Raw genomic sequence first — 24,212 nt, forward strand, 5'->3', positions numbered from 1 at the left:
ACTTGTTGAAGTAGACCCGGCATCGCCGGGCGGAATAATCAGGACAGGAAGCCCAGTGCGTTACCGATAATCCCCAAACCGAAGAGGGCGAAAATCAGCCAGACCGGGTTCACTTTCTTATTGAGCAGGCGCACCATCAGCAGCGTCAGGCCCAGAGCCAGCAGGCCGGGGCAAAGCTGATCGAGGATGTTTTGTACGGTCATGGTGACGGTTGAGCCGTTGGCGCCCGGGGTTTGCGAGACCACCAGCGGGACGTTGATGGTGGTCCACTTGGTGACCAGCACGCCCATCACAAACAGGCCAAGAATGGAGGCGCCTTCGGTCAGTTTTTGCAGCAGGTTACCGCCCATATCGCTGACGATATTGACCCCTTTACGGAAGCCAAGCTGCAGTCCGTACCACTTCATCGCCAGACGAACCGCGTTGAAAATAAAGAAGAACAGCAGCGGACCAAGAATATTTCCGGAGAGCGCCAGCGAGGCGCCGAGGGCGGCGGTAATTGGCCGCAGCGTGCCCCATACCAGCGGGTCGCCCACGCCTGCCAGCGGCCCCATCAGGCCGACTTTGATCCCGTTGATGGCGCCATCGTCAATAGCGGCGCCGTTGGCCCGCGCTTCCTCCATCGCGACGGTCACGCCAATAACCGGCCCGCAGACTGCCGGAGTGGTATTGAAGAACACCAGATGGCGCTTCAGCGCGGCAACCTGATCCTCCTTCAGCGGGTAGAGGCGCTTGATGGCCGGGATCATGTCGTAGCAGAAACCAAGCCCGTGGATACGCTCGAAGTTGAATGACGCCTGCTGCAGGTTGGATCGCAGAAACATGCTCACCAGGTCGCCTTGGGTAATTTTTTTCTGTTCCATGTTGGGCTCCATCAGTCGTCAAGCTGGTCAAGGGCGGTGGAAGAGGGGGCGGCGGCCTGCGGTTCAGGTTTACGCCACTGCGGGTTGAGCTGGATATAAATCAGCGCGATGATGACCCCCACGCCGCCGAAAGCCAGCAGACTAAAGTCGAGATAGCCGCCCGCGAGGAAGCCGAGAAAGAAGAAAGGCATCAGATACTTCACGCCCATCATGCGCAGCACCATGGCGTAGCCGACCACCACGATAAAACCGCCGGCGATTTGCAGACCGCGGGTGACGAATTCCGGAATGGCGTTGAGCATATTGCTGACCATATCCGCGCTGACAAACAGAGAAACGATGAGTGCGGGAATGGCGACGCGCAGCGCCTGAACGCCCAGCGCCGACACATGCAGCAGATCGATTGTTCTGAAGCGTGCCTCTTCCGCGGCCTTATCCGCCGCGTGCTGGAACACCACGGTAATGGTGCGGGCGAACACGGTGAGTACCTGGCCTGCGGCCGCGACCGGCAGCGCAATCGCTATTCCGGTAGCGATGCTTTGCTGGCCAACGATCACCAGGATGGCGGAAATAATGCTGGCTAACGCCGAATCCGGAGACTGCGCCGCGCCGACGTTCATCCAGCCGAGCGCGATGAGCTCCAGCGTCCCGCCGAGCATAATTCCGGTTTTTAAATCGCCGAGAATTAAGCCAATCACGGTACAGGCGATTAATGGACGGTGAGTCTGGAATTCATCCAGCACGCTGCCCATTCCGGCAATACAGGAAAAAATAAATATGGCTATTATTTGTAGGGTACTTATTTCCATAATTTGTCACCTTGAGGGTATAGAAATCCCTGCCTTTTACGGCATTTACACGATGTTCTTCAGGCTGCCTCTTTGTTGACTGCATTCTCTCGCCCCAGTCGCATAGTAATCTATGCTGCTGGTGACTTTCTCATTTGCCGCCGCGATGCAGCCAGAATGCCAGGGTGAAATAAAAGGCGCGTTTTATTATTCTGTAACGGACTGCTCTGCTATTTTATCGAGAATATTAACCGACGGATCTGAGGCTACGACGCGTAAATCAAGTTTAACCCCCAGATTATCTAACTGCTGAAAGGTATTAATATCCGCTGCGTCTAATGACACCGCTTTGGTTAATTGTTTCTTACCCGGTCGCCAGGCCATACCGCCAATATTCAGGGTGGCTATTTTCACCCCCTGCTGCACCATAGTTAATACGTCCTGCGGATTAGTGAATAAATAAAAAACCGTTTCGCCCTGATATTGCGGGTTGTGATAAACGGCGACGGCTTTCTCGATATTCACCACATTGACCTTCATGCCCGGCGGCGCGGCCTGGCGAAGCAGCGTGCGGCGAACGTCGTCGTTATACACGTCGTCATTACAGATAATAATGCGCTGGGCGTTGGCCACTTTTGACCAAACGGTGGTGACCTGGCCGTGAATCAAACGGTCGTCAATGCGCGCGAGCGTAATGTTCATCAGAAATCCTCCTCAACGGTTTCCGGTTGCCGCCAGGTGACGCAGCACTGGCTGGCGATAAGTTCCAGGTGTTGGCACAGCGCTTCTGCATTCATCGTTTGCTGATTATCGACCAGCTCCAGAGCCAGCGGCAGCGACAGGCCGCTGATGACCCGGAGCTGCGGGTTGCGCATCGCTAGCCCGGCGGCGGCATTCCACGGGCTGCCGCACTGTAAATCGACGGCAATAAGCCACTCTTCGTCTTTGTGAGTACTTACCAACTTTTCAAGCTTACCGGCGATGTCGCCCGCGTTTTCACCCGGTACAAACTCCACGGCGCTGACGTTGACATCGCCGTAAACCATGCGCACCGAGTCGAGCATGGCGCAGGCCAGCTGGCCGTGGGCGCAGAAGATGACGTTAACCATTTTTCCCCCTTAGCCGCGCGTTTTTCCGCCCGCGATGTTAGTGGTGACTCCGGTGATATAGCTGGCGCGATCTGAGAGCAGATAGCAAACAAAATCAGCGACTTCGCTGAGCCGACCCGAACGACCAATCGGAATCGAATTTTTGCTATAGCCTTCGCGCAGCTGCTCGACGGTAATATTACGGGTCCAGGCCAGCGCCTGTTCGTACTCAGGCGTGCGCAGCCCGGTTTTTTCCAGAATGCCCGGCGCAACGCCCACGACGCGAATACCGTGTTTACCTAACTCTTTCGACCATGAGCGGGTAAAGCTATTCAGCGCGGCTTTAGTCGCGGCGTAACAGCTCTGGCCTTCAGAGCCTTCGAGGCCGCTTTCCGACGAGACGTTAACAATCACGCCGCTGCGCTGTTTAACCATCTGGCGGGCTACCGCCTGTGACATCAGAAATACGCCTTTTTGATTGATATTGACCATTTTTTCGAATGCCGCTTCATTTAATTCATAGCGGCCGGACGGCGCTTTCTCATCGACTAATAAACGCGGGAAGTTGACGCCAGCGTTATTAACCAGTCCGTCAATACGGCCAAAACGCTGAATAATACTGTCGACGGTATTATTCACTTCGCTGGCGCTGGAAATATCTGTTGGCCAGAAACAATAATTTTCACCGAGCTGATGTTTATCGCCGCCGTGAATATCGCTCATCTGCACATTTGCGCCCTGGGCTAATAATTCATCGACAATCGCCAGGCCAATTCCTGATGCGCCACCGGTAACAATAATAATTTTATCTTTTAAGTTTAACCACGTATCCATTATCGACTCCTGTTTCTTCAGATAAAGGGATTCCCCGCAGCAGCGCTGCGTGAAATCATATCGTTGTAATTTACTTCAGTAGCGACTCGGCGGTTTCTCGATTCGTCACCAGACAGTTAATATAGTGTCCATTTAAGGCGCCAAGAATACCGGAGTATTTTTCCTCGCCCATGGCGATACCTACCGAATAACGCGCCTGCCTGAGTTTCGCCATCTCAATAGACAGCGTTTTCTCGCTCATGGCGGTTTCTACCAGCGCGCCATCAATATTGTAAAAGCGCGAGCAGATATCACCGGCGACCTGGCGGGCGTTGAGATCGTCGCTCTCTTCACTGCCGTAAAACGCATGCCAGTTGGCGCCGTCGCGGATAGCCGGTGAACCGATCCCCACCAGCGCGACGTCCAGGTTATCCCAGTAAGATGCAATGGTTTTAAAGTGCTGGGATTGCATAATACCGTTGCGAATTAATTTGTTATCCAGCAGCGCCGGGAAATCGGCGAGATGCGATTCCGCTTTCAGCTTCGCCGCGGCGCCGTAGGTCAGCGTATTCACGTGGTAGCGGCTCTCCAGCTTGCCGGAGGGGCCGCCGATAATCGGGACGCAGATAACCTGACGGGACTGGCTGGCCTGCGGCAGATTCTCCACCAGCGCGCGTACCGCACGCCCCCAGGAGAAACCGACGATATCGCCCGGCTCCAGCAGCCTGTCGACCAATTGTGCGCCATGCAGGCCGATAAGATTGAGCTGATCCTCCTCCAGCAGCGAGTCGCAGGCCGCCACCACCGCCTCCTTGAGGCCAAATTTTTGTTTCAGCTGCTGCTCAAGCCACAGATTTTCGTTGTAGTCATAGTTGATGGCGATAGTGACGATGCCCTGCTCGCGGCCGCGCTTCAGCAGACGGCTGATGGTGGTGCGGTATATCCCCAGCTCGCGGGCAATCTGCGCCTGGGTCATATCCTGCTCATAATAGAGCTGGGCGATTTTTACGATCAGACGAATATCGTCGCTGTTTTCCATCGTCACTGTCGGCTCCTGCACATTTGTGCAAATCAGATATTGGCGCTCACGATCTGATATAACCCCATCAGGCGCCCGCTTTAAAGAAATTTTCCTCTTTTTCATAGCAACCTTCTGACCGTTTCTGTTGCACATTTGCGTTGCTAATCGCCGGTTTCCGGCACGTTTGTGCCGTAAGTGATAAGGGCCTGATTCTGCTTTATTTCGCCGGGCAAAGTTGCTGGGCTTTCTGAAGTACACTTTTGTGTTGAAAGGCGGGACAGATCACATTTAGCGTCAGGCGGCGAGCGCGCGATTCTTTTTTATCGCCTGCAAGGTAGGGTATATTTCGTTTTTAAACAGAAAGCATTCAAGTTTTATCAAGGCGGCAAGGGAGCGACGCCCGGCAGCATAGAAATCTATGTGACTGGGATCAGTGAGTGTAGCCATCGCAGAGACAACTTGAAGGATGAAGTGTTTCAGGAGAAGTTATGCTGCCCGACTCGTCAACCCGACTCAATAAATACATCAGCGAAAGCGGAATTTGCTCGCGCCGTGAAGCCGATCGCTTTATCGAACAAGGCAACGTTTTTATCAACGGCAAACGCGCCACTATTGGCGACCAGGTTAAAGCTGGCGACGTAGTCAAGGTCAATGGCCGGTTGATTGAGCCGCGCGAAGCGGATGATTTAGTACTGATTGCGCTGAATAAACCGGTTGGCATCGTCAGCACTACCGAAGACGGGGAGCGCGACAACATCGTTGATTTCGTTAACCACAGCAAACGCGTATTCCCAATCGGCCGTCTGGACAAAGACTCGCAGGGGCTCATCTTTCTGACCAACCATGGCGATCTGGTGAATAAAATCCTGCGCGCCGGTAACGACCATGAAAAAGAGTATCTGGTCACCGTTGATAAGCCGGTGACCGATGAGTTTATTCGCGGAATGGGCGCGGGCGTACCGATTCTCGGCACGGTAACGAAGAAGTGCAAAGTGAAAAAAGAAGCGCCTTTTGTGTTTCGCATTACCCTGGTTCAGGGGCTGAATCGCCAGATCCGCCGGATGTGCGAATATTTTGGCTATGAAGTGACGAAGCTTGAGCGGACGCGGATCATGAACGTCAGCCTGACGGGGATCCCGCTGGGAGAGTGGCGCGATCTGACCGACGATGAGCTGATCGATCTCTTCAAGCTGATTGAGAACTCGTCTTCAGAGGCGAAACCGAAGGCAAAGGCGAAGCCGAAAACGGCCGGCATTAAGCGCCCGGTAGTCGCGATGGAAAAAACCAGCGAGAAGTCTTCCCGTCCGGCGTCGAACGGCAAACGCTTTACTGCGCCTGGGCGTAAAAAGAAAGGGCGTTAGCGTCTGCCGCGCGTTGGCGTATTTGCCGACCAGGAAAACGAGGCCTCCGCATCCGGTTTGTAAGCCTGCTTTTTCTTGAGCTGGCGGGCTTTCTTAGCCTCGGCTTCGCGCTGGAGCATCAGTTTATCGATGTACTCTTTTTTCACGCTATTGGTCTCCGCGTTGGTCAGCGGACGGCCATGGGCGATGCGCGCGCGGTCGAGCAGGGTTTTCAGTTCGCGCTGTTCGCGCTCGGTCATCTCTTTTTGAGTGATGCGGGGGAGTGCCATAGTGGTGCCCTCAGTTAGCCTGTGGCTTCAGTGTACGGTAAAGGGGCGGACGTCTCACGGTAAATTGTTGTGCCTCGCAGAAAATCCCGGAGGCGGTGCTGCGCACCTGTCCGGGCTACAAAACCCGCAAGCTGCAAGGACCGTAGCCCGGCTAAGCGCAGCGCAAGCCGGGAAAATTACGGGTTGTTAGCTCTCTTTTTCCGTTTGACGCGATTCATCCGCAATCGGCTTCCCTGACCAGTAACCGGCCAGCAGCGAGCCAGACAGGTTGTGCCAGACCGAGAACAGCGCCCCGGGCAGCGCGGCCAGCGGGCCAAAGTAGATTTTCCCCAGCGCGGCGGCAAGGCCGGAGTTCTGCATTCCCACCTCGATCGCCAGCGTGCGGCAGGTGGACTCGTCAAAGCCAAACAGTCGCCCGCCCCAGTAGCCGCCGAGCAGACCGATAGTGTTATGCAGGATAACGGCGATAATCACCACAAAACCAACGGAAGCGATATGCGACGCCGAGCCTGCCACCACGGCGCAGATAATCGCCAGAATGCAGACCATCGAAAAGGCCGGGAGAAACGGTTCCACCGCCTTCACCACTTTCGGCAGCAGATGATGCACCGCCAGCCCCAGTGCAATTGGGATCACCACAATTTGCAGAATGCTGAGCAGCATTCCCATCACATCTACCTGAATATGCGCATCCACGTACAGACGCGTCAGCAGCGGCGTCGCGACCACGCCGACCAGGGTGGATACCGAGGAGATGGTGACTGAGAGCGCAACATCGCCTTTTGCCAGAAAGATCATCACGTTGGATGCCGTACCGCTGGCGACGCTGCCCACCAGCACCATGCCGGCGGAAAGCTCCGGCGGCATGTGAAAAATCAGCGCCAGCAGCCAGGCGGCGAGCGGCATCACCAGGTAGTGGAGAAAAATCCCTGCGGCAACCGGCGCGGGGCGGGAAAGCACGCGCTTAAAGTCGTCGACTTTCAGATGCACGCCCATGCCGAACATAATCAGCATCAGCAGCGTCGGGACCCACGGGCCAACGGGAGTAAAAGTGGATGGCGTGTAATAAGCGATAACCGAGAGCAGCAGCGCCCATAATGGGAACAGCCGCGTAAGCGTGGCGAGCATGTTGTTTTCCTTGCACATAAGTTGTGTTTGCTTGTTATTGACCGGCCGGGATCGAGCCCGGCCATAGCTATTGTTTATCGTGCTAAGAAATATTATTCAAACAAATTATGCTCATGTTCCGCTGCGGATAAGCTCCCAGCTGAGTCCGAAGCGCGCTAAATACTTGCGCAGGCGGTCAGCATCGTTAGGATTGGCCTTTTTCTGACGGGAGACGGCGAACAGCTCGCGTCCGGCTTCGGAAAGCGAAGCGCTGCGCTGGCAGACCTCCAGCACCGTTTCCAGCTGCCGGCGATCGAAGAGATCGATTTCCATTGCTATGTCAGGAGAAGACGTCGTCAGCTGCCAGCTCTCTTTCAGCAGCATAATCTCCTCTTCCGCAACGGCCTGCGTAATGCGCCCCTGCTCGGCCAGCGTCGCCATACGCGCCACGGATGAGCTGAGTTCGCGAAAATTGCCGCGCCACTGCGCCTGCGGCGAGCAGGCAAAGGCCAGATAGCGCTCGCGGGCCTCTTTATCAAAGCGGATCTGCGTCTGCCGTTCGCTGGCCAGTCGCCGTAGTTCATACTCCACGTTTGGCGCAATATCTTCCCGCCGCTGCGCCAGGCCGGGGAGGGCAAAGCGCCACATATTGATGCGCGCATAAAGATCTTCGCGAAAGCGTCCTTCCGCCACCCACTGCTGCATATTGCGATGCGTTCCGGCGATTAGCTGAAAGTCGCTGTGCGCCTCTTTGTCCGAACCAAACGGGAAAAAGGTTTTTTCTTCAATGGCCTTCAGCAGCATGGCCTGCTCGTCCAGCCCCAGCTCGGCGATTTCATCAAGAAACAGCACGCCGCCGTCGGCTTCGCGTAATAGTCCGGCGCGCGGCGTGACCGCGCCGGTAAACGCGCCTTTGACATGGCCAAACAGCGTAGACATTGCGTTATCGCCGCGAAGGGTGGCGCAGTTAACCGCCATAAATGTTCCCGCCACTAAATGACGCGACTGGCGCAGCTGATAGATACGTTTGGCGAGAAAGGACTTACCGGCGCCCGTTGGGCCAGTAAGCAGGATCGGATCGGTCGATCGGATCGCCACGCGCTCAATTCGATCGATAAGCTTGTTGAACGTCGCATTGCGCGTCTCTATCCCGGCTTTCAGGAAAGAGACCGACTGCTGCTGTTCGCGCTGAAAGCGGCTGGTGAGCGCGGCATAGCGGTTTAAGTCCAGATCGATAACCGAGTAAATACCGACAGCGATGGCTTCATCCGGTGAGCCTTTCGGCGCAGGACCGGTCTGCAGCAGATTGGCGGGAAGATAGCGCGCCTCCGTCAGCAGGAACCAGCAGATTTGCGCCACGTGAGTCCCGGTAGTGATATGCACCAGATACTCTTCGTTTTCGGTATCAAAGCTGTAGCGGCTGGCGAAGTCGAGAAACGCCGCGTAGACCTCTTCAAAATCCCACGGATCGTTTATCTCGACTCTATGCGGGCGTACTTCGGTTTGCGGCGAAAGCAGGGCGATATCTTCGATCAGCTTTTGCGCCAGGCTTTCATCGTGCGGCTGGTGGATGAGCTCCAGCCTGTCGACAGGAAAATCGGCCTGCTGGCATAGCCCAACGGTGGGCCGCCATTTTTTTAAACGATTAGCCCGCTTGCCGCGTTTATCCAGCACCGTTCCGAGAACGCCAATCACCACCCGACGCTTGTTCATTATTTATCTCATAAGATAAGTATCGATACTAAAAGATAAAAAATTCTCCCGAGCCGGGCAACGGCAAAAACCGAGTTAAAAAATAAATCACTTTTAATCAATGAGATAAAAATTTATTTCGTCACTTTTTCGTTCTGGCACGCATCTGGCAATAACCCTTTCGTTATTTCGCTGAATTCGCAGGGGGTTAAACCCCGCCGGCACGTCAGAAACGGTACTGACCGTCTTTCGGGCGCGTTCCGTCAGCCGATAACCACCAATGGGTTCGATTCCCGATTTCACTCCAATGAAAACTGGTTTGTTAATCATAGAGATACACGGGGTTTTGCGCAGTCAGCACTCCCCACAGCAGGCCGCCGGTAAAGGCGCCGTGCCGCAGGCAAAAGGGAGTTCCCCTGCGGCTTCGCCCCTGCACCCGCGCCTGCTTTTTATAAGGAATAAAAAATGGCTAAAAAAATCACTATACGGAAAGGCCAACTGGGGCTTCTCTCTCGTCAGGGAGATTACTATCAGATTCTGGAAGCGGGCGAGTATCGCCTGCCGTGGTTCAACGTTCCTGAAGTGCTAATCGTTAACAGGGACGGCAGCGAAGTGCCGGAGGCGCTGGCCGAGTATTTACGACGCTTTCAGGCGGAATGGATCGAACAGTACTGCCTGGCGGCGGACCTGACGGATAACGAGGCCGGAGCGCTCTATAACAACGGCGTGCTGCAGGAAATTCTGCCGCCAGCGACGCGTCGACTTTACTGGGCCGCCGGTGACGAGATGCAGCTGCTACGTCTGGATACCCGGCAGGTTGAGGTCCCCGAGGCGATCATGAACGCGGTGCTGCAGCCGAGACGTCACGGGACGGTAAAAGGTCGCGAAGCGATCCTGACCGTATCGGTGCCTGCCTGGCACGTCGGGGTATTGAAAGTCGATGGTGAGACGCAGTCGCTGCTGCCGCCGGGCCTGAGCGCCTACTGGAAGATCAATCACCTGGTGGAAGCTGAAGTGGTCGATACCCGCCTGCAGGTGCTGGAAGTCGGCGGTCAGGAGATTCTGACCAAAGATAAAGTGAATCTGCGTTTAAATCTGGCGGCGAACTGGCGCTACAGCGATGTGTTGCGGGCTTTTGGGCAGCTGACGAAGCCGCTGGACCATCTGTATCGCGAACTGCAGTTTGCGCTGCGTGAAGCCGTCGGAACGCGAACGCTGGATGAACTACTGGAAGATAAGCACATCATTGATGAGGTGGTGAGCGCGCAGGTAGCCGAGCGCATGGCGGCATTTGGTATCGAAGTCGCCTCGCTGGGCGTGAAAGATATTGTTTTGCCCGGCGACATGAAAGCTATTCTGTCGCAGCTGGTGGAGGCGGAGAAATCGGCGCAGGCGAACGTGATCCGCCGGCGTGAAGAGACCGCGGCGACGCGTTCGCTGCTCAACACCGCGAAAGTGATGGAAAACAACCCGGTCGCGCTGCGCTTAAAAGAGCTGGAAACGCTGGAAAGGGTGGCGGAGCGTATCGATAAAATCTCGGTCTTTGGCGGCCTGGACCAGGTGCTGCATGGACTGGTCAATCTAAAAGGATAAACAACATGACGTATAACGGTGTGGATGCCGCCATGCGCCATAAGGTGCGGCGGCAGTTACAGGAGGTGGAGCAGCGCTACGGCGTCAGGGTGCTCTACGCCTGCGAGTCCGGCAGCCGGGGCTGGGGCTTTGCCTCGCCGGACAGCGATTATGATGTGCGGTTTCTCTATGTTCATCCCCCTGAGTGGTACCTGCGGGTGGATGCGCCGCGCGATGTTATCGAGCTGCCCATCGACGCTGAGCTGGACGTCTGCGGTTGGGAGTGGCGTAAGGCGCTGGGTCTGCTGAAAGGGGCAAATCCGACGCTGATCGAATGGCTGGACTCGCCGGTGGTGTATCAGCAGGATGATGCGACAGTTCAGGCGCTTAAACGGCTGATACCGGAGTGGTTTTCTCCGGTACGCGCCCGCTGGCATTACTACTCGATGGCCAGAAAGAATTTTCGCGGCTATCTGCAGGGTGAACAGGTGCGGTTGAAAAAGTACTTTTACGTGCTGCGTCCGCTACTGGCCGTCCGCTGGGTTGAGGCGGGAAAAGGGGCGCCGCCGATGCGCTTTGCTGAACTGCTGGCGGGAAGCTGTCTGGAAGCGGGCCTGCGTCAGGAAATCGACGAGCTGCTGGCGCGTAAACAGCGCGCCGGCGAGGCCGAATATGGTCCGCGGCGGCCATTACTGCATGCGTTTATTCAGTCCGAGCTGCTCAGAGGCGCGATCCCTCCCGCGCTGCCGGATAGCCGGACAGGGAATATCAGGGAGTTGGACAGATTACTGATGACCACGGTGATGGGGAAGTAAATACTGCTAGATGTTGGAATTTGAGGGATGTTTGCCGGGCTAATTTCTGATTTCCAGCGTTGGATAATTTTCTTATAGATTATTGCAACAAATTTCCATGTATTCTTGAGAACATCAGATTAAAAAAGGAATAACTATGGCAAGTTATAAAAAGAAAGTATTTTATATGTTGGGTGTGATTTCATCATTATTATTAATGGTATCCTTGCCGCTGAGAGCTGAATCGATATCCGATGCGCGATATTCATTTTTATTTAAAACAAACCGCAGCGCATGTATGGCCAGGGTTAATAATGCACCGCTACTGAATAATTTTTCGGCTAATAGTGGAACGGTAACGGCAGGAGGAGATATCACTCCCTTTGCCGCAAATGGGAAAAATACCCTTGAACTGGCGATGGGAGCTACGGATCCAGATCAACCTGAGATGCTTTATGCGGATTCATGGTGCGAGCTTGTTGTCTTGCGGAATACCAGAAAATCCAGTGAAGTAGTTTCGACGATAAAGTTAACGGTCGATGGAAATAAGAAAATCATCGCCTCATCTTCTTCTAACCCCAATGGAGCGCAAAATGAAGGCGCGGTTAGCGATGTTCAATCAGCTATGGATAAAGAGAACGATTTATATGGTGCGGGACGTGAGATTACGTTAAGCGGGATGCCTGAATGGGCCTGGGAAAAAGCGCGAAAAATATCTGTACAAGATCTGCCAGCGATAAAAGAAACATACACTAAGATCTGGCAAGCGATGAATAAGCGGGATGTGGGTGCGTTAAAGACCATGGCTCAAATATCAAGTAAAGAGATGGCGTTAGCTACGGGATTTTCTGCTGATTTTATCTTTAAGTCATATGGTCTGCCAGAAAAGGTACAAGATACCAACCTGACGACAGCAGAGTTGAAATGGGAAGATAAAGAACTGGTAACGTATTGCGATGGTCGGCTATTCAGGCTAGCGCGGGGTATATATCAAAACTCGCCGTTGAAAATTATAAATAAAGAGGGGGAAGAGGTTTTTACCTATAATCCCTACCTTGCTATTATTGATGGGGAAGTGGTGATTGTCAGGTGATGAGAAAATATGCCCGGTGGGGTAGCACTTCACCGGGCATATTTAAATAATTACTCGAACAGATTATGGTGCAGCTTCTGGACGACTTTTTCGGCATCTGCACCCGGTACCAGGAAGCACAGATTGTGGCTGGATGCGCCGTAGCAAATCATTCGAATATTAAACGGCTCCAGCACGCCAAACACCTCTTTACCGACGCCGCACGCTTTCGACAGTTCGTTACCAATGATGGCAACCAGCGCCAGGTCCTGTTCAACCTCAACGCGGCACAGCGAGGACAGTTCGGTCAGCAGCGACTGGGTGAGCAGGGTGTCGCCGGCCGAAGTCGAACCGGTGGTATCCATGGTCAGCGCCACGCTCACTTCAGAAGTGGTGATCAGATCAACGGAGATACTGTGACGCGCCAGCGTGCTGAATACCTCGGCCAGAAAACCGCGCGAGTGCAGCATATTGAGGCTGTGCAGGGTCAGCAGAGTCTGCTTGCGGCGCAGCGCCAGCGCGCGGAACAGCGGCGGATTTTCCGTATTTTTGCACACCAGCGTGCCGCCCGCTTTTGGCTCTTTGCTGGAGCCGACGAATACCGGAATATCGCTACGTACGGCGGGAAGCAGGGTGGCCGGATGCAGCACTTTCGCGCCAAAGGTCGCCATTTCCGCCGCTTCTTCAAAGGCGATAACGTCAATGCGTTTGGCCGCCGGCGCAACGCGCGGGTCGGTGGTATAGATACCCGGAACATCGGTCCAGATATCGACGCGGGTAGCGTTTAGCGCTTCGCCGAGTAGCGCGGCGGTATAGTCGCTGCCGCCACGGCCAAGCGTGGTGGTACGGCCTTTCGCTTCGCTGCCAATAAAGCCCTGGGTGATCACCAGGCCTTCCGCCAGACGCGGAGCCAGAAGCTGCTCGGTGAGTTCAGATAAGGCGGCGATATCCGGTTCCGCGCGGCCAAAGCGATCGTTGGTGCGCATAACCTTGCGCACGTCGAACCACTGGGCGGCGATACCGCGCTCGCGCAGGATCTCGACAAACAGCAGAGTGGACATCAGTTCGCCATGGCTGACCAGTTCGTCGGTTAACGCGCTTGAACTGGCCAGGGAGGCGGCTTCCGCCAGGGTGGTGATGTTTTCCAGCAGGCGTTCAATTTCATCGCGAATTACGTTCGGATAACGCAGACGCTCCAGAATATTGAACTGGATTTGCCGCATGGCATCGAGCTTTGCGAAACGTTCGCCAGGTTCCAGCCCTTCCGCTAAGGCGACCAGCAGGTTGGTCACGCCAGCCGAGGCGGAAAGCACCACCACGCGGGTATTGGCATCCAGCAGCGCGACGTCTACGCTGCGGTTCATGGCATCAAAGTCGGCAACGCTGGTACCGCCGAATTTGGCTACAACTAAGTCTGTCATAACAACCTCGTGTCAGGGGGCCTGACTTATTAAAACGATTCCTGACAACCAATCCTGGCGGGGCTGGACGCAGCCGGATTGCAACAAAATGTCTTAATAAGCCAGGCCAAATTATTCAGCCATGGCACAAGGGAAGAGCGAAAAACAGGGTGGGCGCAGAGCGATAAACAAACTACGATGTCACCCAGAAGTGCTCCACCTTGTAGACCCGCTTGCCGATGCAGCGCATCAGATGGCGAGTATGAAACGCCCGACTGCGAACGTTTCTGGTGACAACCCAGGGGATTCAGCCCCTGTGGCCGGTGATGAGCGTAACCAGACGCTTATTCACCTCGGCGTTGCTCCCCCTCACGTATTTTCCCCGGACTGGCTCCTCCAATACGGTTACCTGGGCAACGCACCTCTTCTGGCAATTACCGACGTCTTTCACTTTGCCAGGGGGACGCGGGACATTATACCCCCCTGCAATACCCTTTCGCTGTAGCGTGAAATGCGCGATCCATACCTACCTACGTATATGTAGGTACTGCCGTTATATAAAGGGTTCAGGCGAAGTATGTCAACGTCAGGGTTATGCGGATTTTTCATGCGCGGGTCGCTGACAGAAAAAAGCCTTATGATGTCTATACTATCAGGGACGTTTTGCCTCAAATTGCCCCAATTTCTGACGCGTATCATCGGCATAACATAAAAATCATCACAATTTTTCGTCACCGGCGCTACAATCGACCGCAGTCACAATTCTCAAATCAGAAGAGTATTGCTAATGAAAAACATCAACCCAACGCAGACCTCTGCCTGGCAGGCATTACAGAAACACTTTGATGAAATGAAAGACGTTACCATCGCGGATCTGTTCGCGAAAGATAGCGACCGTTTCTCTAAATTCTCCGCCACGTTCGACGATCTGATGCTGGTGGATTTTTCCAAAAACCGCATCACCGAAGAGACGCTGGCCAAACTGCAGGATCTGGCCAAAGAGACCTTCCTGGCTGACGCCATTAAATCCATGTTCTCCGGCGAGAAGATTAACCGCACGGAAGATCGCGCGGTGCTGCACGTTGCGCTGCGTAACCGCAGCAATACTCCGATTCTGGTTGATGGCAAAGATGTGATGCCGGAAGTGAACGCCGTGCTTGAGAAGATGAAAACCTTCTCTGAAGCTATTATCTCCGGTAGCTGGAAAGGCTACACCGGTAAAGCGATTACCGACGTCGTGAACATCGGTATCGGCGGCTCCGATCTTGGCCCGTTCATGGTGACCGAAGCGCTGCGTCCGTACAAAAATCACCTGAATATGCACTTTGTTTCTAACGTCGATGGTACCCATATCGCCGAAGTGCTGAAAACGGTGAACCCGGAAACCACGCTGTTCCTGGTGGCGTCGAAAACCTTTACCACCCAGGAAACCATGACCAACGCCCACAGCGCGCGCGACTGGTTCCTGGCGACCGCTGGCGATGAGAAACACGTAGCGAAACACTTCGCCGCGCTCTCCACCAACGGTAAAGCGGTAGGTGAATTCGGTATTGATACCGCCAATATGTTTGAGTTCTGGGACTGGGTTGGCGGTCGTTACTCTCTGTGGTCTGCTATCGGCCTGTCCATCATCCTGTCCGTGGGCTTCGACAACTTCGTCGAGCTGCTCTCCGGCGCGCACGCGATGGACAAACACTTCTCCACCACGCCGGCTGAGAAAAACCTGCCGGTGCTGCTGGCGCTGATCGGTATCTGGTACAACAACTTCTTCGGCGCTGAAACCGAAGCGATTCTGCCGTACGACCAGTATATGCACCGCTTTGCCGCCTACTTCCAGCAGGGCAACATGGAATCCAACGGTAAATACGTTGACCGTAACGGCAACGCCGTGGATTACCAGACGGGCCCGATCATCTGGGGCGAGCCGGGCACCAACGGTCAGCACGCGTTCTATCAGCTGATTCACCAGGGGACCAAAATGGTGCCGTGCGATTTTATCGCTCCGGCGATTACGCATAACCCGCTGTCTGACCACCATCCGAAGCTGCTGTCTAACTTCTTTGCGCAGACCGAAGCGCTGGCGTTTGGTAAATCCCGCGAAGTGGTTGAGCAGGAATATCGCGATCAGGGTAAAGATCCCGCGACGCTGGAACACGTGGTGCCGTTCAAAGTGTTTGAAGGCAACCGCCCGACTAACTCCATCCTGCTGCGTGAAATCACGCCGTTCAGTCTGGGCGCGCTGATTGCCCTGTATGAACATAAGATTTTCACCCAGGGCGTGATTATGAACATCTTCACCTTCGACCAGTGGGGCGTTGAGCTGGGCAAACAGCTGGCGAACCGCATCCTGCCGGAGCTGAAGGATGGTTCTGAAGTCAGCAGCCACGACAGCTCCACTAACGGCCTGATTAACCGCTATAAATCCTGGCGCGCATAATCGCTAAAACGTTGTCAATGCCGGCCCAGGTGGCCGGCATTTTTTATAGCCGCCGCAGCAGTTTTGCCGGGTTTCCTGCCCACACGCCTTTCTCTGTAATGGATTTTGTCACCACGCTGCCCGCGCCAATCACGACGCCATCGCAAATGCTGACCGCCAGAATGGTTGCGCCGCTGCCGATAGACACATCGTTGCCAATGACGATTCTTCCCCAGCTTTCGCGGTCGGCGTTGGGCTTGCCATCGCGGAACATATCGTTAGCGAACATTACGCCGTGGCCGATAAAACAGCGTTCGCCGATGGTCACGTACTCGCAGATAAAGGTATGGGACTGAATTTTGCTGTCGCTGCCAACGCGGGTATGGCCCTGGATTTCAACGAAGGGGCCGACGAAGACGTTATCGCCTAGCGTGCAGTCATAGAGGTTGGCGGGCTGGTAAATCACCACGTTTTCGCCGCTGGCGACGTTGCGAATGGCGGTTTCACGAAGGGTATGCATGCTGCCTCTCAGATCGGTTTAGCCAAAATGTGTAATGTGCTTTGCTGGGTCGCAGAATGAAAGATGACATCTTTTACGTGCTGCATTCCCTGACGTTCATAAAAACGGCGGGCGCGGGTATTCGCGGCGAGCACCTCCAGCCAGAGCCAGCGTTCACCGGCAACTTTTGCTCGCTTCTCGACGGCGTGAAAAAGCTGCTCGCCATAGCGATGGCCCGTTGTTGCAGGTAACAGATAGAGCTTATGCAATAGCGTACCGGTTGGACCTTCGGGGTTGATGTCCTGGCGGCAGGCGTATTTAGCAAAGCCGATTGGCTCCTCTGCCTCAGCAATTAACCAGCAGCACTGCGTATCGGCCAGGCTGCGCTCCAGTGAGGCCACGGCATACTCTTGCTGCAGGTAGCGCTCCATTTCATCGGCGTTATGCCAGAGGTGGGTAAAGTGATGACGATAGCTGGCATTCGCCATATCGTTGAGTAAAGCCGCATCTTCCGGACGTGCAAGACGAATCTTTAGCATTCTGCGTTCCTCGCAAAGAAGTGGCGATATTTTGCCCGTAAAGTTCGCTGCGGGTAAACCTCAAAAGTGGGGAGGAGAAGATGCCGGAGGAGAGCCTCCGGCTGGGGATCAGGCGACGGCGATGGCCTCGATTTCAATACCCGCATCTTTAGGCAGTCTGGCGACCTCAACGCAGGAGCGGGCTGGAAACGCCGCGTTGTGTTCAACGAAGAACGCTTCATAGACCGCGTTGATGGTGGCAAAATCGTTCAGATCCTTGACGAAAACCATCGTCTTAACAATATTTTTCACCTGCAAGCCCGCCGCTTCCACGATAGCCTTAACGTTTTCCAGCGATTGGCGCGTTTGCACAGCGATGTCGTCAGACATGGTGCCATCTTGCGCATTAACCGGGAGCTGCCCTGAGGTCATCGTCATGGTACCCAGGTTTACCCCCTGAACATACGGACCGATGGCGGCAGGCGCGGACGCGGTGGAAATAATCATTCTGTTGATTCCTCTTGATAAGTGGTTACATGAAATAGTTAAGTAAAACCAGTGAACCAATGCCGCTGACGACGACCCAGACCAGCCCCAGTCGGAAGCTGGCAAGCGTGCAGATAATCGCGGCGATGACTTTCGGGTTTTTTAAATCAAACTCCATGCTGGAGTTCACGCTCAGGATCTGAATCGTGATGATGGCTGGCAGAACAGTCACCGGCACAAAGCGCAGCGTTTTGCTGACCCGGTTCGACATCTGGATTTTCCCGGCGAGACCAATGAACGAGAAGCGAATAAGAAAGGTCACGGCGGCCATACCCAGCGTCAGGGCGATAAAAAAGCTATTACTCATTTTCCAGCGCTCCTTCGAGAGAGAGTTTAGCGGCGGCCTGCGCTTGTTTACGCTCTTCGGCGAGATCGACGCTCAGGCCCGCCATTACGCCCAATACGGATGCGACGACAATGCCTAACGAATAGGGCAGCACAACCAAAAGTACGCCGGATACGGCAGCCACAATGGCGGCGACGGTACAGGCCTGGCTCTTGATTTGCGGAACGACGATGGCGATAAAGGCGGCGACCATCGCAAAGTCCAGACCGTATTTTTCAATATGCGGAAATGAGGCGCCAACCAGAGCGCCAAGGAAATCGGCTAAAACCCAGGCGAACCAAAATGTCAGCATGGCTGAAGAGTAGAACAGATATTTATCCTTTTTATTCTCCTCCATCTCTTTCACCGTCGTGGCGTACACCTCATCGGTCAGAGCATAGGCCATAAAGCATTTTTTAAAAAAGGACGCCTCGCGTACGGTACTGGAAATTGATGCGCTGTAAAGTATATGACGGAGATTAATAATCAGCGTGGTGAATATAATTACCCCGAGGCTCGCCCCGGTTTTGAGCATATTCAACGCCAGCATTTGTGCTGAACCCGCAATAACAATGGTGGACCAGACCGTACTTTGCCAGACGCTCATTCCGGCGCTCACGCTTAGCGCGCCGACGATAAATGAAAAGGGAAAGTCGCCGATACACAAGGGAAGAATGGCGCTGGCGCCCCGTAGGATAACTTTTTTGTTCATAAGCAATATCTGTTATTTAAGAAATTAATTATTTATGTAAGGTACGTGGAAAGATTAGTTAATGATTATTTAGCAACCATGATGTTGATAATTTCTTTGTCGGTATAGGCCATGGGCTTAACAACCAGACGACAGAGATTATTAATCGTTTGCTCAACGTCAGCGCAAACGATCCCATCATTAGAGCTTGCGCAGCTATTTTGCATGGCCATCAATACAGCCTTAAATGCGCTGGACACGACGGATGAAACTTTCATCGCGCAGCTATTAGAAGCGCCGTCACAAATCATACCGGTAATATCACTGACCATATTAATAATCGCGGTGTTAATGGTTTCCATATCGCGAGTAAATAGCCACGCCATCCCGGCAGCTGCTCCCATTGCTGCCGTAGACGCCGCGCATAGCGCGGACAGACGCGTATAGCGGGAGTGGATCGATATCGCGGTCAGGTGGGAGAGCGCGAGCGCCCGTGCGAGCGTCTCTTGATCGGCATTAAGATGCTCCGCGACCGTCACTACCGGCATGGTAGCGGCGATACCCTGGTTACCGGAACCAAAGTTTGACATGGCGACGACGGGAGCGCCGCCCATCCGCGCGTCGGATGCGGCGACGGTATTGATGATGACTTTACTGAGCAGGTCGTTGCTGAGCAGACCCTTTTTTACTGCATCAGAGAAGGTACCATTGATGTTTAAACCATATTTCTTGCTCTTGCCTTCATTTGCCAGCGCCGAATTGAGGCGGGCGGCTTCGAGAATAAATTCGATGTCGGCAAAATCGACTTCGCTTATAAAATTGAAGGCTTCGACAAGCGAAAAGGTTTCTAACGCTTCCTGCTGCGTTACCGTATTCTGTTTATTAGCCAAAGCCTGCGCTTCGCCATTAATATAAAGTTCAACGATATTGGTATGCGTGCCTTTAACTACCACGCGGCAGCTCTTTTCGCCACCGGTCAGGGTCAGATCCAGATGGATAAAATCGGGAGTATCTTCCACGCGAATATTAACCTGGCCATCGGCGATTAGCTTTTGCGCTAATTCGACATGCTGCTGGGTAATCCCCTCCAGCGTTTTTAAACCCTTATCGGCATCGCCGCCAAAAGCGCCAATGGCGGCGGCAAGCGCGACACCGCTAACGGATGTTCCTGGAATAGTTACGCCCGTCGCGTTTTTGTACAGATTCGCAGAAATAAAACCGTTAATACTTTGACAGGCCGTATCTAAATGTTTCGCAGCGTAAGCGGTAGTAAAAGAAATAGCGACGGGTTCGGTACAACCTAATGCCGGAGCCACTTCTTGTTTTAGCCATTTTATAAAAATGGATGCGCGTTCATTAATCATATTTTAAATCAATCCGCTAATTGTGGGTTATTAACTGGCGAGTATCCTAAGATAATTCTGAAGGAAAAACTTACTCTAATAACCCTGTTATTTATGCATTAAAGAGAAAAATTTTCGCTTATTAAAAGAATGTAAAACTGTGATCTTATTATGGTTAATTAACTGATTTACCGAGTATTTATATTCTGTTTTTTGAACATAAAAAGGGATTTAGTTAACCGCCTCACAGCGATGACGAAAGTAAGATTTTCTCTTTTTACGTATTTCGTCGTATACGAGCAAGGCGGGCAGTGAGGAGAAGGGGACAACAAATGTAGATCTGGATCACACTTTTGCGTTATACAGGTCACAGTAAATCATGATGATGAGGAGTACCTATGCCGCCGGTTTATCGTCCGTTGGTGAGTTTTATTGCAACCGCCATGCAAACCGTTTTGAATCTTGGCCTGCTGTGCCTGGGGGTCATTCTGATCGTATTCCTCGGTAAAGAGACGTTGCATTTGGCGCACGTCCTGTTTACCCCTGAACCTGTCAGTAAATACAAGCTGGTGGAAGGGCTGGTGGTCTACTTCCTCTATTTCGAGTTTATCGCGCTGATTGTGAAGTACTTTGAATCGGGATTTCACTTCCCGCTACGCTACTTTGTTTATATCGGCATCACCGCCATCGTACGCCTGATTATCATCGATCATGAGTCGCCCATGGCGGTGCTGATTTACTCCGCCGCGATCCTGATTCTGGTGATTACGCTCTGGCTGTGTAACTCCAACCGACTGAAACGCGAGTAAACAGACAGCACGCCGCTTCCGGTAGCGGCGTGCTGTGGTTATTATCTGATAGAGGCCTGAAGCGTTTTCTCTTCTGCGGGTGCCCACAGCTCTTCGAGTTCTTCCAGCGTCTTGCCTTTCGTTTCCGGCACAAATTTCCACATAAACATCGCCGCCAGAATTCCCATACAACCGTAAATCCAGTAGGAAAAACCGTTGTGAAAATGGGCAACCAGCCAGGAGTTTTTATCCATCATCGGGAAGGTCCAGGAGACAAAGTAGTTCGCCAGCCACTGCGCGGCAACCGCAATGGCGAGAGCTTTGCCGCGAATCGCGTTAGGGAAGATTTCTGCCAGCAGCACCCAGCAAACCGGGCCCCAGGACATGGCAAATGCGGCGACGTAAAGCAGCATCGACAGCAGCGCCACCAAACCGGATGCTTGAGTATAAAAGGCGGTGCCAAGGCTGAACATGCCAAGCGCCATCCCGAGCGCGCCAATAATTTGCAGCGGCTTGCGGCCAAATTTATCAACCGTCATGATGGCCAGAACGGTGAAAGTCAGGTTGATAACGCCCACGATAATGGTCTGCAGCAGGGCGACATCAGTGCTGGCTCCCAGCGTTTTGAAGACTTCCGGAGCGTAGTAGAGCACGACGTTGATGCCGACAAACTGCTGGAATATAGACAGCATAACGCCGATAGTAATGACGCCTGCGCCAAACATCAGCAGACGACCGCCCGTTTTACGGCCATTTTCCAGTGACAGATTGATCTCCTGCATTGCCTGGACGGCGAGCTTGCTGCCCATAATTTTGCGCAGAATACCCTCCGCCTGTTCCTGTTTGCCCTGCGCCATCAGCCAGCGCGGACTTTCCGGTACGGTATACAGTAGCCCTAAAAACAGCAGTGCGGGAATGCATTCTGAGGCAAACATATATCGCCAACCATTGGTATTCAGCCAGTTAGCATCACCTGATTTTGCAATGAAATAGTTAACACAGTAAACCAATAGCTGCCCAAAAATAATCGCGAACTGGTTAAAGGAAACCAGTTTCCCTCGTATGCTTGCCGGCGCCAGTTCCGCAATATACATCGGTGAAAGCATTGATGCTAAACCTACGCCAATGCCTCCAATAATGCGGTAAATAACGAATTCTGGTACATATCCGGCTAAATAAACTGGCACCGTGTTGTCAGGGTTTATCGGGGTGAAACCTAATTCAGGCCAGGCCGAACCGATACCAGAGATTAAAAACAGAAGCGCGGCAATTTTTAGCGAATCCCGGCGGCCAAAACGGTTACTACAATAGCCGCCAAGCGCGCCTCCAATGATGCAGCCAATCAAGGCGCTGGCAACGCAGAAGCCCAGCAGTGAGTTGGCGGCAGATTCACTCAGGTTTTGCGGAGCCACAAAAACAGTGTTTAAGGATTCTACCGTACCGGAGATGACTGCGGTATCGTAGCCAAATAATAGTCCTCCTAACGTGGCGACTAACGTAATCGAAAAGATATAGCTTGAATTATATTGGGTCTTCATCCTGACCAGCCTTAAATACACATTTCTTCTTATCGGTAATAATGATGGTGTATTCATCACCCGGGGATGGCAATTATCAAATTTAATATTGCAATTACGTTATATTCTTAATGTGATCTCAACTCTATTTAATTGTTAAAAGAACGGCGGTAAATGAAATTGCAGTGATGAATCGCGCAAAAGAAAATAATCGTAACCTAAATGCAAAATAACATAATAAATTTCTTTAAAAGAGTGGCGGATTATCTCTCTTCGGAAGAGACGTTGGTGGGTGGGTGCCGCTGCATCAAGGCGCTGCGGGTGGCTAACGCTCAGCACTTTGCCTGCGAACTTCTGGACTTCCGCGCAAGGGGGAGTTTCATTGCGAGACGTCGGGTACCTGAAACGCGAATAAAAAAAAAGCGGCCTCCAGGGCCGCTGACCAACAGTCACAAATAGAATTTATGTAGGGTCCAGTTGAGGATAGCAGTGGCATTTGCCTTACTTTTTCAGCTGAGGGCGACGGCGGTAATGCCCGGTTGGGGTCGTGCATTACCGCGAAACCGTCATCCCTCCTCTGAAATTTGGGGCGGGTATACTCGTCATACTTCAAGTTGCTGATGCGTTGACTGCACCCGCTCACCCCAGTCACATAGTTATCTATGCTGCTGGGGATTATCGGGCTTGTCGCCTTTCGACAACTCGAATTAATTAGAGTATCTAACGATGAAAATTAACCTTTCACTCCGCCTGCGGTCAGGCCGTTAACCAACCAGCGCTGGGCCAGCAGGAACACTACGGTAATCGGAATGGCGGAGAGCACCGCCGCGGCGGCAAAGTCGCCCCACAGATAGTTCTGCGGGTTGAGATACTGTTGCATTCCGACCGCAAGGGTATAGCTGTTCACATCGCGCAGCAGCAGAGAGGCCACCGGCACTTCGGTAATCGCGGCGATGAACGACAGAATAAACACCACCGCCAGAATCGGTACCGATAGCGGGAGCAGCACCAGGCGGAAAGCCTGCCATGGCGTCGCGCCGTCCAGCGCCGCCGCTTCTTCCAGCGAGCCGTCGATGGTTTCGAAGTAGCCTTTGATTGTCCAGACGTGCAGCGCGATACCGCCCATATAGGCGAAGATCACGCCGCCGTGGGTATTCAGTCCAACGAACGGTACGTACTGGCCGAGACGGTCAAATAGGGCATACAGCGCGACCAGCGACAGAACCGCGGGGAACATCTGGAAAATCAGCATTCCTTTAAGCAGCGTGGCTTTACCCGGGAAGCGCATACGGGCAAAAGCGTAAGCGCAGGTTGTAGAGAGCGCGACGATGCCAATGGCGGTAATGCCGGCCACCTTGATGGAGTTCCACAGCCACAGGAGAACCGGGAAGGGGGGCGGCGTGACGCGGCCGTCAGCGTGTTCGACGCTGAAGCCTAACGCCAGCCGCCAGTGCTCCCAGGAGATACTTTCGGGAATCAGGCTACCGGTGGCGAAGTTCCCTTCGCGCAGCGAGATAGCGATGACCATCAGCAGCGGGAACATAATCGCCGCGATAAAAATCAGCAACAGGAGGTGCGTTGTTAATAAACGCAGCTTCTGAGATTTGGGTTGAACCATAGCCATAATATTTTTACTCCCCTTGATACCGCTCCAGGCTATTTTGCTTGTCATTTTGAACTCGGGCAGTGCTCAGAATCCTCACGTACTACGTGTACGCTCCGGTTCTTG

The 24,212-nt window shown here is 53.4% G+C and carries 24 protein-coding genes and 1 riboswitch; of the genes, 6 read left to right on the forward strand and 18 right to left on the reverse strand.

The features are described 5' to 3' along the window. Window positions 1-38: 38 nt before the first annotated feature. From HMPREF3178_RS17750 to HMPREF3178_RS17775, 6 genes are all read right to left on the reverse strand, one after another. On the reverse strand, window positions 39-863 hold the full coding sequence (locus HMPREF3178_RS17750) for a PTS system mannose/fructose/sorbose family transporter subunit IID (RefSeq protein WP_004109634.1): 825 nt from the start codon (window positions 861-863) through the stop codon (window positions 39-41). 11 nt (window positions 864-874) lie between these two features. After that, window positions 875-1,672 (reverse strand): PTS mannose/fructose/sorbose transporter subunit IIC, encoded by a 798-nt coding sequence (locus tag HMPREF3178_RS17755; protein WP_004109631.1) that lies wholly within the window; start codon window positions 1,670-1,672, stop codon window positions 875-877. Between the two features lie 186 nt (window positions 1,673-1,858). Next, a complete protein-coding gene (locus HMPREF3178_RS17760) occupies window positions 1,859-2,353 on the reverse strand; it encodes a mannose/fructose/sorbose PTS transporter subunit IIB (RefSeq protein ID WP_017145135.1) in 495 nt (164 codons plus the stop codon). Beyond that, window positions 2,353-2,760, reverse strand: a complete 408-nt coding sequence (locus HMPREF3178_RS17765) for a mannose/fructose/sorbose PTS transporter subunit IIA (protein WP_004109623.1) — start codon at window positions 2,758-2,760, stop codon at window positions 2,353-2,355. The genes HMPREF3178_RS17760 and HMPREF3178_RS17765 overlap by 1 nt, the downstream gene beginning before the upstream one ends. A 9-nt stretch (window positions 2,761-2,769) precedes the next feature. Further along, window positions 2,770-3,573, reverse strand: a complete 804-nt coding sequence (locus tag HMPREF3178_RS17770) for an SDR family oxidoreductase (RefSeq protein ID WP_004109619.1) — start codon at window positions 3,571-3,573, stop codon at window positions 2,770-2,772. Window positions 3,574-3,643: 70 nt separating this feature from the next. Then, window positions 3,644-4,591 (reverse strand): sugar-binding transcriptional regulator, encoded by a 948-nt coding sequence (locus HMPREF3178_RS17775; RefSeq protein WP_004109617.1) that lies wholly within the window; start codon window positions 4,589-4,591, stop codon window positions 3,644-3,646. Between the two features lie 470 nt (window positions 4,592-5,061). Here HMPREF3178_RS17775 and rluF point away from each other — a divergent pair, with 470 nt between their 5' ends. Further along, the gene (gene rluF, locus HMPREF3178_RS17780) at window positions 5,062-5,934 is read left to right on the forward strand and encodes a 23S rRNA pseudouridine(2604) synthase RluF (RefSeq protein WP_017145134.1); all 873 of its coding nucleotides are present in this window, start codon (window positions 5,062-5,064) and stop codon (window positions 5,932-5,934) included. On the opposite strand, the gene HMPREF3178_RS17785 is transcribed toward rluF, so the two are convergent. The 3 genes from HMPREF3178_RS17785 to rtcR form a co-directional block, all read right to left on the reverse strand. Further along, a complete protein-coding gene (locus HMPREF3178_RS17785; RefSeq protein WP_004109613.1) occupies window positions 5,931-6,203 on the reverse strand; it encodes a YjbD family protein in 273 nt (90 codons plus the stop codon). The two genes, rluF and HMPREF3178_RS17785, sit on opposite strands and share 4 nt — an antisense overlap. A gap of 186 nt (window positions 6,204-6,389) precedes the next feature. Further along, window positions 6,390-7,331 (reverse strand): ketopantoate/pantoate/pantothenate transporter PanS, encoded by a 942-nt coding sequence (gene panS / locus HMPREF3178_RS17790; RefSeq protein ID WP_004117193.1) that lies wholly within the window; start codon window positions 7,329-7,331, stop codon window positions 6,390-6,392. A gap of 111 nt (window positions 7,332-7,442) precedes the next feature. Then, the gene (gene rtcR / locus HMPREF3178_RS17795) at window positions 7,443-9,023 is read right to left on the reverse strand and encodes an RNA repair transcriptional activator RtcR (RefSeq protein ID WP_017145133.1); all 1,581 of its coding nucleotides are present in this window, start codon (window positions 9,021-9,023) and stop codon (window positions 7,443-7,445) included. Window positions 9,024-9,467: 444 nt separating this feature from the next. Here rtcR and HMPREF3178_RS17800 point away from each other — a divergent pair, with 444 nt between their 5' ends. The 3 genes from HMPREF3178_RS17800 (at window position 9,468) to HMPREF3178_RS17810 (ending at window position 12,461) form a co-directional block, all read left to right on the forward strand. Further along, the gene (locus tag HMPREF3178_RS17800; protein ID WP_004109605.1) at window positions 9,468-10,595 is read left to right on the forward strand and encodes a slipin family protein; all 1,128 of its coding nucleotides are present in this window, start codon (window positions 9,468-9,470) and stop codon (window positions 10,593-10,595) included. A gap of 5 nt (window positions 10,596-10,600) precedes the next feature. After that, window positions 10,601-11,389, forward strand: coding sequence for a nucleotidyltransferase domain-containing protein (locus tag HMPREF3178_RS17805; RefSeq protein ID WP_016808443.1), 789 nt, complete (start codon window positions 10,601-10,603; stop codon window positions 11,387-11,389). Window positions 11,390-11,525: 136 nt separating this feature from the next. After that, the gene (locus HMPREF3178_RS17810) at window positions 11,526-12,461 is read left to right on the forward strand and encodes a hypothetical protein (protein ID WP_017145132.1); all 936 of its coding nucleotides are present in this window, start codon (window positions 11,526-11,528) and stop codon (window positions 12,459-12,461) included. 50 nt (window positions 12,462-12,511) lie between these two features. Here HMPREF3178_RS17810 and lysC read toward each other — a convergent pair whose 3' ends face one another. Next, the gene (gene lysC / locus HMPREF3178_RS17815; protein WP_004109599.1) at window positions 12,512-13,861 is read right to left on the reverse strand and encodes a lysine-sensitive aspartokinase 3; all 1,350 of its coding nucleotides are present in this window, start codon (window positions 13,859-13,861) and stop codon (window positions 12,512-12,514) included. Between the two features lie 180 nt (window positions 13,862-14,041). Continuing rightward, window positions 14,042-14,275, reverse strand: a riboswitch (Lysine riboswitch). A 352-nt stretch (window positions 14,276-14,627) separates the two neighbouring features. On the opposite strand from lysC, the gene pgi reads away from it, so the two are divergent. Continuing rightward, a complete protein-coding gene (pgi, locus tag HMPREF3178_RS17825) occupies window positions 14,628-16,277 on the forward strand; it encodes a glucose-6-phosphate isomerase (protein ID WP_004097737.1) in 1,650 nt (549 codons plus the stop codon). Between the two features lie 43 nt (window positions 16,278-16,320). Here pgi and HMPREF3178_RS17830 read toward each other — a convergent pair whose 3' ends face one another. The 6 genes from HMPREF3178_RS17830 to HMPREF3178_RS17855 form a co-directional block, all read right to left on the reverse strand. Next, complete coding sequence (locus tag HMPREF3178_RS17830) at window positions 16,321-16,776, reverse strand: acyltransferase (RefSeq protein ID WP_004109596.1); 456 nt, start codon at window positions 16,774-16,776, stop codon at window positions 16,321-16,323. 8 nt (window positions 16,777-16,784) lie between these two features. After that, the gene (locus HMPREF3178_RS17835) at window positions 16,785-17,294 is read right to left on the reverse strand and encodes a GNAT family N-acetyltransferase (RefSeq protein ID WP_004109593.1); all 510 of its coding nucleotides are present in this window, start codon (window positions 17,292-17,294) and stop codon (window positions 16,785-16,787) included. Between the two features lie 108 nt (window positions 17,295-17,402). Next, window positions 17,403-17,780 (reverse strand): Rid family detoxifying hydrolase, encoded by a 378-nt coding sequence (locus HMPREF3178_RS17840; RefSeq protein WP_004109587.1) that lies wholly within the window; start codon window positions 17,778-17,780, stop codon window positions 17,403-17,405. Between the two features lie 25 nt (window positions 17,781-17,805). After that, the gene (locus tag HMPREF3178_RS17845) at window positions 17,806-18,126 is read right to left on the reverse strand and encodes an AzlD domain-containing protein (RefSeq protein WP_017145131.1); all 321 of its coding nucleotides are present in this window, start codon (window positions 18,124-18,126) and stop codon (window positions 17,806-17,808) included. Beyond that, window positions 18,119-18,856, reverse strand: a complete 738-nt coding sequence (locus HMPREF3178_RS17850) for an AzlC family ABC transporter permease (RefSeq protein ID WP_004109581.1) — start codon at window positions 18,854-18,856, stop codon at window positions 18,119-18,121. Before HMPREF3178_RS17850 ends, HMPREF3178_RS17845 begins: the two co-directional genes overlap by 8 nt. 65 nt (window positions 18,857-18,921) lie before the next feature. Further along, window positions 18,922-20,199 carry an L-cysteine desulfidase family protein gene (locus tag HMPREF3178_RS17855; RefSeq protein WP_017145130.1) on the reverse strand — a complete coding sequence of 426 codons (1,278 nt, stop codon included), beginning with the start codon at window positions 20,197-20,199 and terminating at the stop codon, window positions 18,922-18,924. A gap of 377 nt (window positions 20,200-20,576) precedes the next feature. Here HMPREF3178_RS17855 and psiE point away from each other — a divergent pair, with 377 nt between their 5' ends. Further along, complete coding sequence (psiE, locus tag HMPREF3178_RS17860) at window positions 20,577-20,987, forward strand: phosphate-starvation-inducible protein PsiE (RefSeq protein ID WP_004097754.1); 411 nt, start codon at window positions 20,577-20,579, stop codon at window positions 20,985-20,987. Window positions 20,988-21,028: 41 nt separating this feature from the next. Here the strand turns inward: psiE and xylE are convergent, their stop codons facing one another. Next, window positions 21,029-22,504 (reverse strand): D-xylose transporter XylE, encoded by a 1,476-nt coding sequence (gene xylE, locus HMPREF3178_RS17865; RefSeq protein ID WP_004109574.1) that lies wholly within the window; start codon window positions 22,502-22,504, stop codon window positions 21,029-21,031. Between the two features lie 712 nt (window positions 22,505-23,216). After that, window positions 23,217-24,107, reverse strand: coding sequence for a maltose ABC transporter permease MalG (malG, locus tag HMPREF3178_RS17870; RefSeq protein ID WP_004109572.1), 891 nt, complete (start codon window positions 24,105-24,107; stop codon window positions 23,217-23,219). Window positions 24,108-24,212 lie beyond the last annotated feature (105 nt).

The organism is Klebsiella sp. HMSC09D12 (assembly GCF_001808475.1).
Taxonomy (GTDB): Bacteria; Pseudomonadota; Gammaproteobacteria; order Enterobacterales; family Enterobacteriaceae; genus Klebsiella; species Klebsiella oxytoca.